General features: G+C 70.2%; 14 protein-coding genes. 7 read left to right on the forward strand and 7 right to left on the reverse strand.

Annotated elements, in window-relative coordinates:
• Positions 1 to 37 precede the first annotated feature (37 nt).
• Entirely contained in the window at positions 38 to 1,258 is a 1,221-nt protein-coding gene (locus tag FKR81_RS16835) for a GNAT family N-acetyltransferase (protein ID WP_235921587.1), read from the forward strand.
• A gap of 53 nt (positions 1,259 to 1,311) precedes the next feature.
• Positions 1,312 to 2,007 carry a hypothetical protein gene (locus FKR81_RS16840; protein WP_146352972.1) on the forward strand — a complete coding sequence of 232 codons (696 nt, stop codon included), beginning with the start codon at positions 1,312 to 1,314 and terminating at the stop codon, positions 2,005 to 2,007.
• A 158-nt stretch (positions 2,008 to 2,165) separates the two neighbouring features.
• Here the strand turns inward: FKR81_RS16840 and FKR81_RS16845 are convergent, their stop codons facing one another.
• The 3 genes from FKR81_RS16845 to FKR81_RS16855 are packed head-to-tail and all read right to left on the reverse strand — an operon-like array spanning position 2,166 to position 3,924.
• Positions 2,166 to 2,966 carry an Fpg/Nei family DNA glycosylase gene (locus tag FKR81_RS16845; RefSeq protein ID WP_146352973.1) on the reverse strand — a complete coding sequence of 267 codons (801 nt, stop codon included), beginning with the start codon at positions 2,964 to 2,966 and terminating at the stop codon, positions 2,166 to 2,168.
• Between the two features lie 2 nt (positions 2,967 to 2,968).
• Positions 2,969 to 3,454 (reverse strand): hypothetical protein, encoded by a 486-nt coding sequence (locus FKR81_RS16850; protein ID WP_146352975.1) that lies wholly within the window; start codon positions 3,452 to 3,454, stop codon positions 2,969 to 2,971.
• Positions 3,451 to 3,924 (reverse strand): ribose-5-phosphate isomerase, encoded by a 474-nt coding sequence (locus FKR81_RS16855; protein WP_146352977.1) that lies wholly within the window; start codon positions 3,922 to 3,924, stop codon positions 3,451 to 3,453. Before FKR81_RS16855 ends, FKR81_RS16850 begins: the two co-directional genes overlap by 4 nt.
• A gap of 26 nt (positions 3,925 to 3,950) precedes the next feature.
• Between FKR81_RS16855 and FKR81_RS16860 the strand changes: the two genes are divergently transcribed.
• Together FKR81_RS16860 and FKR81_RS16865 are read left to right on the forward strand one after the other, a co-directional pair.
• Positions 3,951 to 4,613 carry a 2-phosphosulfolactate phosphatase gene (locus FKR81_RS16860; RefSeq protein ID WP_146352978.1) on the forward strand — a complete coding sequence of 221 codons (663 nt, stop codon included), beginning with the start codon at positions 3,951 to 3,953 and terminating at the stop codon, positions 4,611 to 4,613.
• Positions 4,610 to 5,224: an MBL fold metallo-hydrolase gene (locus FKR81_RS16865; protein ID WP_146352980.1), complete on the forward strand. Its 615-nt coding sequence runs from the start codon at positions 4,610 to 4,612 to the stop codon at positions 5,222 to 5,224. Before FKR81_RS16860 ends, FKR81_RS16865 begins: the two co-directional genes overlap by 4 nt.
• A 29-nt stretch (positions 5,225 to 5,253) precedes the next feature.
• Here the strand turns inward: FKR81_RS16865 and FKR81_RS16870 are convergent, their stop codons facing one another.
• Genes FKR81_RS16870 through FKR81_RS16885 form a run of 4 tightly spaced genes read right to left on the reverse strand, consistent with a single transcriptional unit; the run spans position 5,254 to position 9,379 of the window.
• Positions 5,254 to 5,526, reverse strand: a complete 273-nt coding sequence (locus FKR81_RS16870) for a hypothetical protein (protein ID WP_146352982.1) — start codon at positions 5,524 to 5,526, stop codon at positions 5,254 to 5,256.
• 60 nt (positions 5,527 to 5,586) lie between these two features.
• Entirely contained in the window at positions 5,587 to 6,939 is a 1,353-nt protein-coding gene (locus tag FKR81_RS16875) for an aldehyde dehydrogenase family protein (protein ID WP_146352984.1), read from the reverse strand.
• Positions 6,940 to 6,988: 49 nt separating this feature from the next.
• Positions 6,989 to 8,755: a beta-N-acetylhexosaminidase family protein gene (locus FKR81_RS16880; protein ID WP_146352985.1), complete on the reverse strand. Its 1,767-nt coding sequence runs from the start codon at positions 8,753 to 8,755 to the stop codon at positions 6,989 to 6,991.
• A gap of 15 nt (positions 8,756 to 8,770) precedes the next feature.
• Complete coding sequence (locus FKR81_RS16885) at positions 8,771 to 9,379, reverse strand: mycothiol-dependent nitroreductase Rv2466c family protein (protein ID WP_146352987.1); 609 nt, start codon at positions 9,377 to 9,379, stop codon at positions 8,771 to 8,773.
• Positions 9,380 to 9,543: 164 nt separating this feature from the next.
• Here FKR81_RS16885 and pepN point away from each other — a divergent pair, with 164 nt between their 5' ends.
• The 3 genes from pepN to FKR81_RS16900 all read left to right on the forward strand — a co-directional run bounded on the left by pepN (position 9,544) and on the right by FKR81_RS16900 (position 15,814).
• Positions 9,544 to 12,105 (forward strand): aminopeptidase N, encoded by a 2,562-nt coding sequence (pepN, locus tag FKR81_RS16890; RefSeq protein WP_146352989.1) that lies wholly within the window; start codon positions 9,544 to 9,546, stop codon positions 12,103 to 12,105.
• A 153-nt stretch (positions 12,106 to 12,258) separates the two neighbouring features.
• Positions 12,259 to 15,378, forward strand: coding sequence for an efflux RND transporter permease subunit (locus FKR81_RS16895; protein ID WP_146352991.1), 3,120 nt, complete (start codon positions 12,259 to 12,261; stop codon positions 15,376 to 15,378).
• The gene (locus FKR81_RS16900) at positions 15,359 to 15,814 is read left to right on the forward strand and encodes a hypothetical protein (RefSeq protein WP_235921588.1); all 456 of its coding nucleotides are present in this window, start codon (positions 15,359 to 15,361) and stop codon (positions 15,812 to 15,814) included. The genes FKR81_RS16895 and FKR81_RS16900 overlap by 20 nt, the downstream gene beginning before the upstream one ends.

The following is a 15,814-nucleotide window of genomic DNA, read 5'->3' on the forward strand; positions in this document are numbered from 1 at the left end:
GTCGCGGGGTGCGGGGAACCGGCGTATGAACGTCCGTATGGCCGACTCAGCGCTGAGCATCCGCACCCTCACCGACGACGACTTCCCCGCACTGGGCCGGGTGCTCGCAGCCGCCTTCCAGGCCGACTTCCGCGAGGACTCCGTCGAACGCGACCGGAAGTTCCTCGAAGCGGACCGCTCGCACGGCATCTTCGACGGCGACGAGCTCGTCGGCTGCGGCGGCATCCTCACCCGCGAGATCACGCTCCCAGGCAGGCTCCCGACGCCGACCGCGGCCGTCACGGCCGTGGGGGTGAAGCCCGGCCACCGGCGCCGCGGCGTGGCCAGCCTGCTGATGAAGACGCAGCTGCACGGTCTGCACGAGGAGAACCGCGAGGCGTTCGCGATCCTGTGGGCCTCCGAGGGCTCGATCTACGGCCGGTTCGGCTACGGCGCGCTCTCGTCCGAGATGCTGATGCTGGACCTGCCGCACCGGGCGCCGTTCCACCCGTGGGTGCGGACCGGTGACGCGCGCATCCGCGAGGTGACGCGCGAGGAGGCCATGCCGGTCATGGAGGAGATCCACGACCGCGTGCGCCGCACCCGCACCGGCTGGCTGAACCGCGTCGAGGGCTCGTGGCTGTTCCACCTCGGCGACGAGGAGCACGACCGCGACGGCCTCACGGCGTACCGCTACGCGCTGCACCCGCAGGGCTACGCCGTCTACCGCGTCAAGCACGACTGGCAGCCGCGCGGCCCGCAGAACGAGCTGCACGTGCGCGAGATCGTCGCCGAGACCGATGAGGCGTACGCCGCGCTGTACCGCCACCTGCTCGACATGGACCTCGCGGGCGAGGTCAAGTTCTTCACCTCGTCCGACGACCCGATCCTGCACATGATCACCAACCCGCGCCAGGCGTCCAGGGCACGCGCCGACGCGCTGTGGACGCGCATCGTCGACATCGACCGCGCGCTGCCGCAGCGGCGTTATCTGTCCGATGTGGACTACGTGCTGGACGTGACCGACGACCTGTGCCCGTGGAACTCCGGCAGCTGGCGGTTCACCACGAAGGCGGGCGAGGCGACCGTGCTGCGGACCACCGACTCCCCCGACGTGTCGCTCGACATCGCGGCACTCGGCTCGGTGTTCCTCGGCGGCGTGCGCCTGACCGTGCTCGCACGGGCACAGCGCGTGCGCGAACACACGCCTGGCGCGGTGGACGCACTGTCGGCAGCGTTCCTCGGCGACCGCGACCCGCACTGCCCGGAGGTGTTCTAGGGAACTCCCGGAGTAGCGTCGGCGTTGACCGGGCATCTACTCCGGGAGGGATCGTGGGCACAGCAGTCGTCCTGATCGCATTGCTCATCCTGGTGGTCGGGGGCGGCCTCTACCTCGCGAAACGCAGCTCCGACCGCAGAGCCCGACAACTCGAGGACGCCAAGGCCGAGGCCCGCCGCTGGGTCGAACGCCTCGGCGGCCAGGTCATGAGCCTCATCGGCACCGACGTCGCGTCCAAGCAGGCGCTGGCCGACGCGTCCGAACGCTTCACCGCCGCCGGCTCGCAGATGGACCAGGCCACCACCACGAAGCAGGCCAAGCTCGTCACCGAGACCGCCATGGAGGGACTGCACTACGTGCGCGCCGCCCGTACGGCGATGGGCATGGACCAGGGGCCCGCGCTACCGGAGACCGCCGAGCACCGCCAGGCGGGCGAGGTGACCGAGGACCGGCGGGTCACCGTCGAGGGCCACGACTACGCGGCCTCGCCCCGGCCCGGTTCCGGGACCCCGCACTACTACCCCGGCGGGATGGTGGCCGGGCGACCTGTTCCTCAGGGCTGGTACAGCGAGCCCTGGTGGAAGCCCGCGCTCGTGGCAGGCGCATGGGGTGTCGGGTCGTTCCTGCTCATGGACGCGATGTTCTCCGGGATGCACGGCATGGGGGACTACGACGGAGGCATGGGCGACATGGGCATGGGCACCGGCGACGACTTCGGCGGGTTCGACGGCGGCGGGTTCGACTTCTAGTGGCGTGGCTCGAAACGTTGCCGTGCGAATTCGCGGTCAGACGGGCGCATCGTGGTGCCGCCCCCGCGTCCTCGTACTGGTTGTCCGTGGGCGCGGGGGCGGTGCCGCGAGGCGTCCTGCTGAGCGTGAATTCACCGCCAACGTTTCGGGCCACGCCACTAGCCCTGGCAGGCCGGGCACCAGTAGAGGTTCCGCGCCGCCAGCTCCTTGGTGGCGACCGGAGTTCCGCAGATCAGGCAGGGCATCCCGGCGCGGCGGTAGACGTACACCTCACCGCCGTGCCGGTCCTGCCGCGGCGCCCGCCCGGTCACCGAAGGCATGTCCTCGGGCCGGACGGTGTCGATCCGCCCGACCCGGACCCCGTCCTTCATCAGCACCACGAGGTCGGCCCACATCGCGTCCCACAGGGCACGGCTGACCTGGTTCCCCGGCAACGAGGGATTCACGTTGTGCCGGAACAACACCTCGGCCCGGTACACGTTGCCGACGCCGGCGATGAGCTTCTGGTCCATCAAGAGCACGGCGATGGACGACCGCGACCGGGAGATCCGGGCGAACGCCCGATCAGGAGAGGCGTCCCGCCGCAGCGGGTCCTCGCCGAGCCGGGCGCACACCTCGTCCGCCTCGGCGGAGGTCAGCACCTCGCACCGGGTGGGGCCGCGCAGGTCGGTCCAGTGGGTCGCGCCGACCATCCGCATGCGCACCTGCCCGACCGGCGCGAGCAACGGCAGCGACGACTCGGTGAAAGTGCCGTACAGCCCCAGATGCACGTGCACGACCGCGTCGGGCCCGTACACGTGGAAGAGGTGCTTGCCGTGCGCCTCCGCGCGCACGAGCACGCGTCCGTCCACAAGGGACGGTGAGAACCGGCCCTGCGGGCTCGACACCGAGACGGCCTTGCCGGCGTACCGGCGCTGGTGCAGCCGGGCGAGCCGGTGCAGCGTGTGTCCTTCTGGCACTGTCAGTCCTTGAAGTACTTCTCCAGCAGCAGGGCGGATCGCGGATCCACCCTGCCGAGCACGGCGAAGAGATCGGCGAGCTGCTCACCGAGGCCGGTGGCGTCGACCGTCTCGACGCCTCGCGCGATCGTCTCGGCGAGGTCGTCGGCGACGTGGGGCAGCGTGTGCTCGTCCATGGCTTCGACGAGACCGGGCCCGAAGTACAGCTCGTCGGCGCGGCGCACCATCGCGCGCACCGCGTCCAGCCGGCGTGCCTCGGTGCCGTTGCGCAACGCGAACGGCCTGCTCGTCGCGACCGCGGCCGCGAGTGACGGGAACGTGTCGTCGCGGTGGGACGGCAGCCGGGTGCCGAACTCGGCCGCGGCGACGACGCCGCAGTAGCCAGCCGAGTTGCCCAGGCCTGCCAGCTCGCGCATCGCCGCGACGCGGTCGGCTGGGCCGGCCGTGTCGTCGATGAGCAGCGCGACGAGCTCCGCCTCCGGTCTCAACTGGCCGGCAGTTCCGGTGCCACGCCGGTGCGCTCGTAGTCCGCCAGGATCGAGATCCGGCGGTCGTGGCGCGGCTCGTCGGAGAACGGGGTCGCGAGGAACGCCTCGACGATCGCGGTGGCCTCCTCCGCGGAGTGCATGCGGGCGCCGACACCGATCAGCTGGGCGTTGTTGTGCTGCCGGGCCAGCTTGGCCGTCTCGACGCTCCACGCCAGCGCGCAGCGGGCGCCGCGGACCTTGTTGGCCGCGATCTGCTCGCCGTTGCCGGAACCGCCGATGACGATGCCGAGGCTGCCCTCGTCCGCGACGACGCGGCTCGCGGCTTCGATGCAGAACGGCGGGTAGTCGTCCTCGGCGTCGTAGGCGGCCGGGCCGACGTCGATCACCTCGTGGCCCTGGCTCGCCAGGTGCTTGGCGAGGTGGCCCTTCAGCTCGAAGCCTGCGTGGTCTGCTCCCAGGTAAACGCGCACGTCGCGAGTCTGACACGCTGGGCACCATGTTCAGCCAGGAGGGGTACCAGCTGCGCCTGGAATGGGGCCCCGAGGGCGTCACCGCACTCCAGGACTGCGCCGTGCTGATCATCGTGGACGTGCTGAGCTTCACCACGTCCGTCGACCTCGTCGTGGCGCGCGGCGGCCAGGTCCGGCCGTCCCGCTGGACCGAGGGCGTGCGGACGCTGAGGCCCGCGACGCTCGTCCAGGCCGACGGGCTCGTCGAGCTGCCGTCGCCGAACGGGTCCAACCTGTGCGCGCTGGCCGCCGAGACGGGTGCGCACGTGCTGGCCGGCTGCCTGCGCAACGCCCGCGCCGTCGCGCGCAGGGCGATGGAGCTGGGCGGGCCGATCGGGGTCGTGCCCGCGGGCGAACGGTGGGGGCTCGACATCCGGGAACAGGGTCAGCGCGAGTTCGGGCCGTTGCGGCCCAGCGTGGAGGACTTCCTGGGCGCGGGCGCGATCCTGGACGCGCTGGAGGGCAACGCCTCCCCCGAGGCGCGGCTCGCTGCGGACGCCTACCGCTTCACCGACGTGCGCGCCGCCGTGCTCAGCTGCGTCTCCGGGCGCGAGCTGATCGAGTACGGACACTCGCGCGACGTGGAGCTGGCACTGGAGATGGGCGTGAGCGAAGCCGCACCGGTGCTGGTGGACGGGGTGCTGCGGTGAAGGAGATCGCGCCGGGCGTCTTCGTGAAGCGGCACGAGGAGCTGGACCTCAACCTCGGCCTCGTCGTCGGCACCGAACAGTGCCTGGTGATCGACACCGGGCTCAACGGGGACTTCGCCCGAGACGTGCGCGCGATCACCGCGCTGCCATGGCGCGTAGTGCTCACGCACGACCACTGGGACCACGTGCTGGGCACGTCCGCGTTCCTGCCGTGCGAGGTGTGGGCGCACGAGAAGGCCGCCATCACGCCGGAGATCCTCAAGGGCGACGCCAAGAACTACCCCGGCCTGTTCGACCCGGACGCCGAGCTGATCCCGCCCACGCACACCTTTCGCGACCACGTCAGCTTCGACCTCGGCGGGCGAACCGTGGAGCTGCACCACTTCGGGCCGTCGCACACGAACCACGACGCGATGGCGTACGTGCCCGACGCGGGTGTGGTGTTCGCAGGCGACGTCATCGAGATCGGCGCACCGGTGCAGTTCGGCCCGGACGCCACGCCGGAGAACTGGCCGAACGTGGTCGCCCAGCTCAAAGAACTGGGCGCCACGCTGGTCGTACCAGGTCACGGCGAGCCGACGCCCGCCGCGAAACTACAAGAATGGCGCTGATGAATTAACCCGGCACCATTCACCCCAGATCAGCGGAAAAATGCCCACACCCACAAGTAGTTGGTATCGGCATCGAGCAGGCACCCGGTCTCACGGCCGGTAACCCGCGCGTAATTGAATGCGTTTGCTTCGCACTCGATCTTGCCGGCCCAGTTGTTGGGGTACGGACCGGCCACAATCCGCCACCCCATCACGCCCACCTCGTCCGAGGCAGGCGCCTGGGCGTGTGCCGAGGCGGTAGCGACAGTCAGCCCCATCAGGGCAGCAAAAAATGCAGCGACAACAACTCTGCTGAACTTCACACCAAACCCCCAGAATCTGTCCACCTCCCCCAGAGGCGGACAGATTCGAGCGTACCACGGTCATCGCTGAATGGATTTGACCTCGCAGAACTCGTCTAGTCCGAAACGGCCGAACTCGCGGCCGTTTCCGGACTGGCGATAACCGCCGAACGGAGCAGAGGTGTTGAAAGCGCCACCGTTGATGTCGACCTGGCCGGTGCGCAGCCGCCGCGCGACGCGCATGGCCCGGTCGGTGTCCGCGGAGAACACGCCGCCCGCGAGGCCGTAGATGGTCGAGTTGGCGATGCGCACCGCGTCGTCCTCGTCGGCGTACGGCATGACCGAGAGCACCGGCCCGAAGATCTCCTCCTGGGCGATGGTCATGTCCGCGGTGACGCCGCCGAACACGGTCGGCGTGACGTAGAAGCCCTGCGGCAGAGGCGCGTCCGGGCCGCCCTGGGCCAGTACCGCCCCCTCCTCGACACCGCGCCGGATGTAGCCGACGACGCGGTCGCGCTGCGCGGCGGACACGGCCGGGCCGACACGGGTCGTGGCCTCGGCCGGGTCGGCGGAGGTGTACTTCGCGGCGGCAGCGGCCGCCAGAGCCAGCGCCTCGTCGTGCTGGGCGGCGGGCACCAGCAGACGGGTCCACGCGCTGCACGCCTGGCCGTTGTTCATGAACGAGTTGGCGACGGCGATCTTCACCGCACGCCCGAGGTCCGCGTCGTCCAGGACGATGCACGCCGACTTGCCGCCCAGCTCCAGCGCGACGCGCTTGACCGTCGCGGACGCCAACTCGGACACCCGGCGGCCGGCGCGGGTGGAGCCGGTGAACGACACCATGTCCACGTCCGGGTGCGCGGCGAGCGCCTCACCGACGACCGGGCCGGTGCCGTGGACGAGCGAGAACACGCCGTCCGGGACGACGGAGGAGATGACCTCGCCCAGCAGGTTCGCGGTGAACGGCGCCAGCTCGCTCGGCTTGAGCACCACGGTGTTGCCCGCGGCGAGCGCGGGGACGACCTTCGCGACCATCTGCTGCAGCGGGAAGTTCCACGGGGTGATGGCGCCGACGACGCCGATCGGCTCGCGCAGCACGAGCGAGTTGCCGATCTCCTCGCCGTCGAAGTAGCCCTGCTCCAGCACCGCGGCGACCCCGCGGGCGATGGCGATCGGGTTCGGCACCTGCACCTTCTGCGCGAACGTGAGAGGCGTGCCCATCTCGCGGCTCATGGTGGTGGCGAGCTCGTCCGCGCGGGCTTCGAGGCCGTCCGCGATGGCGTGCACGACCTTCAGTCGCTCGTCGACCGACGTCTGCGACCACGCGGGGAACGCGGCGAGAGCGGCGGCGACGGCGGTGTCGACGTCGGCTGGTGTGCCCGCCGGGACGGAGCCGATGACTTCCTCGGTGGCGGGGTTGACGACCTCGATCACTGGTCCTCCATGCGATGTGACACCAAGTTCGAATTCTGACCCCAGACTGTCACAGCCCTGGGGTAAGGGCCAGGAAGCGATCCAGCACACCGTCGCCGACCTTGACCGCCGTTCCCGCCTCCGCCACGAGCTTCGCAGACTCGGCGAAGCGGGCGCGATCGCCGTCGAGCCCGTCCAGCGCGGCCAGCAGCGCCCGGCCCCAGCGTTCGGTCGCGTCGAGCCACACCCGTGCCTCGCGCGCGAAGCACTCGTCCCGGATCAGCTTCGGCGCGTCGGCGATGGTCACGGCGTACGCACGAAGACCCGCCACGGCTCGGTGCCGATCACCTGAATTCCACGCGATCTGGAAATCTGAGATCTTGCGCGCGAGCACGGGCGATCGCCGGGTGTTGAGGTCGAAGAACGCCAGCAGCGCCTCGGTCTCCCGCTGGTCACCGCCCGCCAGCGAGGACGCGTGAGCGCGCAGCGCCCGGTCCGGGTCGTACGCCGTGTCGTTCCAGGCGAAGTCGGCGAGCCCGAACAACGCGCCGCGGCTCGCGCAGGCCTGGTTCATCGGGTTGGACAGCACACCGGTCACCCCCATGCCCGCCGCGCGCCCGGTGTACGGGCCGAGCAGGAGCCGTCCCGCCGCGTCCGGGTAGTCGTTGACCGGGTAGTTGTCCCAGACCAACGGCTTGCGGCCCCACACGGCGCCCGCCGCGGCGGCCTCGTCCGCGGTGATCGCGGCCGGGACGATCGCGGTGCCGGTCCACATCAGCACGACGCGCTCGTCCAGGTTCTCCCGGAACGCCTTCTTGTACGGGCTGTCGGCGACGTCGGAGTACTCGGTCGGCACGGTCTGCAGCGGCGCGACGCCGTCCAGGCCGGCGAGCACGTCGCGCTGCACCCGGTTGAGCAGGTCGGTCTGGGCGCGAGCCGCGGCGGCCGGTCCCGGCGGGCCGTACTTCGCGAGGTCGCCGGGGCAGTTCCACCTCGCGTACTCGATGTCGTCCAGCGGCAGCGCGAACGACCGCACGCCCGCGCCGTGCAGCAGACCGATCTTGGCGGCGAGCGCGTGCAGGTGGGCGGGGTCCGAGTAGCAGATGGTCGTGCCAGGAGCGAGCGCGTAGGTGAACCGGATCTGGACGCTCGCCGCCACGTCCGCGAGCTGCCCCAGTTCGGCCAGGCGAGCGGACGGGTACGGGTCCGCCCACCGCGCGCGGTGGTACGGGTCGTCCTTCGGTGCGTAGACGTAGGCGTTCAGCTTGACCGCGGCCGCGAACCGCAGCTGGTCGAGCCGCTCGGCGTGCGTCCACGGCCTGCCGTAGAAGCCCTCGACGATGCCGCGCACCGGCAGCGACGGGTGGTCGGTGATCCGCACACCGGGGATCGCGCCCGGCCGTGCCAGCCGCAGGAGCGTCTGCGCGCCGTGGAACGCGCCCGCCTCGTCCGAACTGGTGATGCTGACGCCGCTGTCCCGCACGTCCACGACGTAGCCCTCGGCGGGCACCGCGGCATCGGTGCGGAAGCGCACCAGGAACGCGTCGGCGTCGATCGGGCCGCCGGGCCGGATGATCTTCTGGTGCAGGACGCCCGCCTGCGACAGCGCGTCCAGTGCGATCTGCCAGGTGTGCTGGCTGATCTGTTCGCCCGCCTCGACGACCGCCTCGCCCGGCACGGAGACGTCCGGACCGAGGCGTTCGACCTCGCGCGGGGTGGGCCACACGGTCACCTCGGACGTCGGCCGGGGTGCCGCGACGTCACCGGAACCGGCGAAGGTGTCCGGCGTCGCCGCGGCGACCACGACCACGGCCGCCAGCAGAACGATCTTCCGCATGGCGGCCAGTGTGCCTCAGGAGAAGTCCAGCTCTCCGGTGCGAGTGCGCTTCAGCTCGAAGAAGTGCGGGAAGCCCGCGAGCAGCCGGGCGCCGTCGAACACGCGGCCCGCTTCCTCGCCGCGCGGGATCTTCGTGAGCACCGGGCCGAAGAACGCCACGCCGTCGACGTGGACGGTCGGGGTGCCGACGTCCATGCCCACCGGGTCCATGCCGCGGTGGTGGCTGGCCTTGAGCTCCTCGTCGTACTCGGTGGAGGTCGCGGCGTCGGCGAGCGACGCGGGCAGGTCCAGCTCCTCGAGCGCGAGCTTGATGACCTCTGCGTAGTCCGTGTTGCCCTCGTTGTGGATGCGCGTCCCCAACGCCGTGTACAGCTTGGGCAGGATCTCGTTGCCGTACTTCTGCTCGGCCGCGATCGCGATCCGCACCGGACCCCAAGCGCGCTCCATCAGCTCCTGGTAGTTCTCCGGCAGGTCGCGGCCGGAGTTGAGCACCGAGAGGCTCATCACGTGGAAGTGGAGGTCGATGTCGCGAACCTTCTCGACCTCGAGGATCCACCTGGACGTGATCCAGGCGAACGGACAAACGGGGTCGAAGTAGAAGTCGACCCTCGCCTTGTCAGCCATGCGTGCCCCTTAAGTCACCGTCTGTGGGGAGTGTCCCCTGTTCGTCCCAACCAGATCGCCGCGCCATCTCTTCCCGAAACGCGGTTCCGTGATTGGATGCGACTGTCATACCCATTCCCGACGAAGTCAGCGCGCACACGAGCGCGCGACAGACGAGGTGACCAGTGGCGGCGCCGAACCTCACCCGCGACCAGGCACAGCAACGCGCTGAGCTGCTGGAAGTGGAGTCCTACCGGATCGAGCTGGACCTGACCGACGGTGGCGGAAAGCCCGGTTCGGACACGTTCCGCTCCACCACGACTGTGGCCTTCCGCAGTCGGACTCCGGGGGCTTCCTCCTGGATCGACATCGTGGCGGCGACCGTGCACCGGGCCGTTCTCAACGGCGTTGAGCTGGACGTTTCCGGATATCGCGAAGACGACGGGGTGGTCATCGACGACCTCGCCGAGATCAACGAGCTCACGATCGAGGCCGACTGCCGGTACATGAACACCGGCGAGGGCCTGCACCGGTTCGTCGACCCGGTCGACGGCGGTGTGTACCTCTACTCGCAGTTCGAGACGGCCGACGCGAAGCGAATGTTCGCGTGCTTCGACCAGCCGGACCTGAAGTCGGTGTACGACCTCACGGTCACCGCGCCGGCCGACTGGAAGGTCATCTCCAACTCGGCCATCACGTCCACTGTGGACGGACCGGGTGGCGCTGACGTGCACACCTACGCGACCACGAAGCCGATGTCGACGTACCTCGTCGCACTGGTCGCCGGCCCGTACGCCGAGTGGCGCGACACCTACAGCGAGGGCGACATCACCATCCCGCTCGGCATCTACTGCCGCGCGTCGCTCGCGTCGAGCATGGACCACGAGCGCCTGTTCACCGAGACCAAGCAGGGTTTCGGCTTCTTCCACAAGGCGTTCGGCGTCCCGTACCCGTTCGGCAAGTACGACCAGTGCTTCGTGCCGGAGTTCAACGCGGGCGCGATGGAGAACGCGGGCTGCGTCACGTTCCTCGAGGACTACGTGTTCCGCAGCCGCGTCACCCGTTCGCTCTACGAGCGGCGCTGCGAAACCGTGCTGCACGAGATGGCGCACATGTGGTTCGGCGACCTCGTCACCATGCGCTGGTGGGACGACCTGTGGCTGAACGAGTCGTTCGCCACCTGGGCGTCCGTGCTCGCGCAGGCCGAGGCCACCGAGTACAAGCACGCGTGGACGACGTTCGCGAAGGTCGAGAAGTCCTGGGCGTACCGGCAGGACCAGCTGCCGTCGACGCACCCGGTCGCGTGCGACATCCCCGACCTCCAGGCGGTCGAGGTCAACTTCGACGGCATCACGTACGCCAAGGGCGCTTCCGTGCTGAAGCAGCTCGTCGCGTACGTGGGCCTGGACAACTTCCTGGCCTCGCTGCGGGTGTACTTCGCCAAGCACGCGTGGGGCAACGCGACGCTGTCGGACCTGCTGAGCGCGCTCGAAGAGGCGTCAGGCCGCGACCTGTCGTGGTGGAGCGCGCAATGGCTGGAGACGACCGGCCTGAACCTGTTGCGCCCCAAGTTCTCCGTCGACTCGGCCGGCCGGTTCACCGAGTTCGCCGTGCTGCAGGGCGGCGCCCGGCCGGGTGCCGGTGAGCTGCGCACGCACCGCATCGCGATCGGTGTGTACGACGCCGACGCGTCCGGCAAGCTGGTCCGCACGCACCGCCACGAGCTGGACGTCACCGGCGAGCGCACCGAGGTGCCGGAGCTGGTCGGCGTGCACCGCGGCAAGATCGTCCTGGTCAACGACGACGACCTGACGTACTGCACGATGCGCCTCGACCCGGACTCGCTGGCCGGGCTGATCGACCACATCTCGGACATCGCCGAGCCGCTCCCCCGCACGCTGTGCTGGTCGGCGGCGTGGGAGATGACCCGCGAGGCCGAGCTGAAGGCGCGCGACTTCGTGAACCTCGTGCTGAACGGCCTGCACGCGGAGAGCGAGGTCAGCGTCGTGCAGCGGCTGCTGCTCCAGGCGCAGACCGCGCTCTCGTCGTACAGCGACTCGTCGTGGCGCGACGAGGGCTGGCGCCGGTTCGTCTCGACGACCCTCGAGCTGGCCCGCGCCGCCGAGGCGGGCTCGGACCACCAGCTGGCGTTCGTGAACGCGCTGACGTCGTCCGTGCTGGACGGGGAGACGCTGGACGTGCTCCGCGGCTGGTACGACGGCACGTCGGTGCTCGACGGCCTCACGGTCGACACGGACCTGCGCTGGCGCCTGCTGCACGCGCTCGCCGCGCACGGCAGGGCGGAACTGGCCGAGATCGAGGCCGAGGAGTCGCTCGACCCGACGTCGACCGGCAAGCGGCGCTCCGAGCAGGGCCGCGCGCTGCGTCCGACGGCCGAGGCGAAGGACCTCGCGTGGGACCGCGCGGTGAACGACGACGAGCTGCCCAACGCGGTCAGCGAGGCGATCATCGCGGGCATCCCGCACCCCGGTCAGAAGGAGCTGCTGGCGTCCTACGTCGACCGCTACTTCGCCGACGTGTCCGGCGTGTGGGAGCGACGCTCGTCCGAGCGGGCGCAGTCGATGGTCGTCGGGCTGTTCCCGGCGTGGTCGATCGCGAAGTCCACCGTGGCGGCCGCCGACAAGTGGCTCGCCGGTGACCACCCGCCCGCGCTGCGCCGCCTCGTCTCCGAGGGGCGCGCGGGCATCGTGCGCGCGCTCGCCGCGCAGGAGTTCGACCGCTCGTAGTCACCCGATCACGGAAAGGGCGCTGTTCCACCGGGACAGCGCCCTTTTCGCGCGTGTGAGGGGGCTATGAGGCCGCTATGAGCGGTCTGTGACCAGGGCACCTCATCGTTCGCTCCATGCCATGAAGGTCATCGGAGTGAAGGGGCCTCGGCAATGATGCGATGGATCGTCGGGTCGAGCCAGAGATACCGCCGTCTCGTCCTGGCGGTCGCGGTCGCGCTGATGGCCTTCGGGTTCGTGCAGCTGCGGAACACGAGCGTGGAGGCGCTGCCGGAGTTCGGTCCGGTGCGGGTGGACGTCCAGGTGGAGGCGCTCGGGTTGTCGGCCGAGGAGGTCGAGAACCTGATCACCAACCCGATGGAGAACGAGTTCTTCAACGGGATCCCGTGGCTGCAGAAGCTGGAGTCGCGCAACATCCCCGGCCTCAGCTCGATGGAGATGACGTTCGAGCCGGGCACCGACCCCATCAAGGCGCGTCAGGTGGTGCAGGAGCGGCTCACCATGGTGCCCGCGCTGCCCGCGGCGTCGTCCAAGCCGCCGCTGGTCATCCAGCCGCTGAGCAGCACCGGGCGGCTGATGATGATCGGGATGTCGGCGAAGGACAAGTCGCTGATCGACATGTCCCTGCTGTCGCGCTGGACGGTCGTGCCGCGGCTGCTCGGCGTGCCCGGCGTCGCGAACGTGTCCATCTGGGGCTTCCGGGACCGGCAGCTGCAGGTGCAGGTCGACCCGTCGAAGCTGGCGCAGAACGCGGTCACGCTGGACCAGGTGCTGCGCACGTCGGCCAATGCGCTGTGGGTGTCGCCGCTGACGTTCGTCGAGGCGTCCACGCCGGGGCTCGGCGGGTTCATCGACACCCAGAACCAGCGCATCGAGATCCAGCACAACCAGCCGATCAAGACACCGGCCGAGCTCGCCAAGGTGACGGTGCAGGGCGCCGAGGACCGCGGGCTGAAGCTGGGTGACGTGGCGACGATCGTCGAGGATCACCAGATCCTCATCGGTGACGCGGTCGTCAACGACACGCCCAGCCTGATGCTCGTCGTCGAGCGCTACCCCGGCAGCAGCGTCGGCGAGGTCACCAAGAACGTCGAGGCCGCGCTGAACGACCTGCGCCCCGGCCTGCCCGGCGTGCAGATGGACACCACGATCTACCGGCCCGCGTCGTTCATCGACAAGATGCGGGACAACCTGACGACGACGCTGCTCGTCGGCGCGCTCCTGCTGCTGCTCGTGATCGCCGCGCTGCTGTTCGACTGGCGCGCCGGGCTGGTCGGCCTGCTGACCGTCGCGAGCTCGGTGTCGATCACGGTGCTCGTGCTGTCCTGGTTCGGGATACCGCTCAACATGATGACCACGGCGGGCCTGGTGATGGCGCTCGCGGTCGTGGTGGACGACGCCGTCGCGGGTGTCGAGAACGTCCGGCACCGGTTGCGGGACAAGGGCGAGCTGCCCGTTCACGACGTGATCGGCGACGCGCTGCTCGAGGTGCGCGGACCGCTGTTCGTCTCGACGGTGATCATCGTCGTCTCGGTGGTGCCGGTGCTCGTGCTCGACGCCGTGCGCGGCGCGCTGCTCTCCCCCGTCGCCGTGGCGTTCCTGATCGCGGTCGGCGCGTCGATGCTCGTCGCGCTCACCGTCGCACCGGTGCTCGCGACCGTGCTGATGGCGAAGGACTCGCTGCGCCACCGCCAGTCGCCGTTCGCGGCCTGGCTGGAACGCGGGTACGCAGCGGTGCTCGGCGGACTGCTGCGCCTCCGCGTGGTGTGCTTCGCGCTCGCCGGCGTGCTGCTGATCGCGGGACTGGCCGTGCTGCCGCTGCTCGGCGGCCGCCCGCTCGCGCCGACGCTGCAGGAACGCGACCTGCTGATCAAGTGGGAGGCCGCGCCCGGCGCGTCCAGGCCGGAGATGAACCGGATCACCGCCGCGCTCACCACCGAGCTGCGGTCGACGCCGGGCGTGCGCAACGCGGGTGCCCACACCGGACGCGCGCTGGCGTCGGACCAGATCGTCAACATCAACTCGGGTGAGGTGTGGCTCAGCATGCACCCCGACGCAGGCTACGAGGCCACGCTGAACTCCGTGCGGCAGGTCGTGGACGGCTACCCCGGCATCCGCAGCGACGTCCTCACGTACTCGGGCAGGCAGGTCCAGGACGTGATCAGCAAGGGATCCACGTCGGACGTCGTCGTGCGCGTCTACGGCCAGGACTACGGCGTGCTGAACGACAAGGCCAACGAGGTCCTCAACATCATCAAGGGCGTCGACGGCATCACCGACCCGCGGATCAACAGCAACGACATCCAGCCGACCATGGAGATCGAGGTCTTCGTCGACCGGGCGGCCAAGTACGGCCTCAAGCCGGGTGACGTCCGCAGGCAGTCCGCGACGCTGGTCGCGGCGACCGTGGCGGGCAACCTGTTCGACAACCAGAAGGTGTTCGAGGTCGTCGTCTGGGGCAAGCCGGAGCTGCGGCAGAACCCCACGGCCATCAGGGACCTGCTGATCGACGCACCGACCGGCGGTCCGGAGGGCGGCCCGACCCAGGTGAAGCTCAGCGAGGTCGCGGACGTCCGCATCTCGCCGAAGCCGGCCATGATCACGCACGACCGGGTGTCGCGCGCCGTCGACGTCGTCGCGAACGTGCGCGGACGCGGGCTCGACGAGGTCACCGCCGCGGTCTCCGACCGGGTCAAGGGCGTCAGCTTCCCGCGTGAGCACCACCTCGAGGTGCTCGGCGACAGCCAGGAGCGCGCGGCGACGGACTTCCGCAACTGGACCTACGTCATCGGCGCGGCGATCCTCCTCTACTTCCTGCTCCAGGCCGGGATGCGCAGCTGGCGGATGGCGACGCTGACGTTCCTGCTGCTGCCGGCGGCGCTGTCCGGCGGCGTGCTGGTGGCCGTGCTGGAACGCGACTCCGTGTCGGTCGCCGCGCTGCTCGGGCTGCTCGCCGTGCTCGCCGTGGCCGTGCGGGGCGCGATGCTCCAGGTCGCGCACTACGAGCACCTGGGTGCGCGGGACCGCGAGTCCGTCGCGCTCGGGGCGCGGGAGCGGTTCACGCCCGCTGTGACGGGACTGCTGGCCGCGGCCGCGGCCCTCGCACCGGTCGCGTTCTACGGCGTGGTCACGGGCCTCGAGGTCATCGCCCCGCTCGCACTGATCGTCCTGGGCGGCCTGGTCACCACCGCACTGGTGAACCTGCTCGTCCTGCCCGGTCTCTACCTGCAGTTCGTCGCGAAGGAGAAGGCAGATGCCCAGCAAACTGTCTAGCCGGCGATGGGTGGGCGCGGCACTGGTCGCGCTGAGCCTGGGCGCGGCGGGGTGCTCCGTCGCGACGTCCGCCACGGACGGCACCGCGCCGGAGAAGCCGGCCAAGGTCGAGGCGATCCAGGGCAAGAACGTCAAGAGCGTGACGCTCACCGAGCAGGCCGAGAAGCGGGTGGGCGTCGAGACGACCACCGTGACGCTCGTGTCCGGCGCGCTGAACGTGCCGTACGCCGCGGTGCTCTACACGCCGGACGGCGGGACGTGGGTCTACGCCGTCGCCGGGCCGCGCAAGTACGTGCGGGAGCAGGTCGTGGTCGCGAACGTGACCGGCTCGGTCGGCGAGATCGCCGTGCTGTCCGGTGGCCCCGCCGCGGGCACGACGGTCGTCAAAACGGGTGTCATCGAGCTGTACGGAGCCGAACTCGGCGTCGGGAAGTAG

The organism is Lentzea tibetensis (assembly GCF_007845675.1).
Taxonomy (GTDB): Bacteria; Actinomycetota; Actinomycetes; order Mycobacteriales; family Pseudonocardiaceae; genus Lentzea; species Lentzea tibetensis.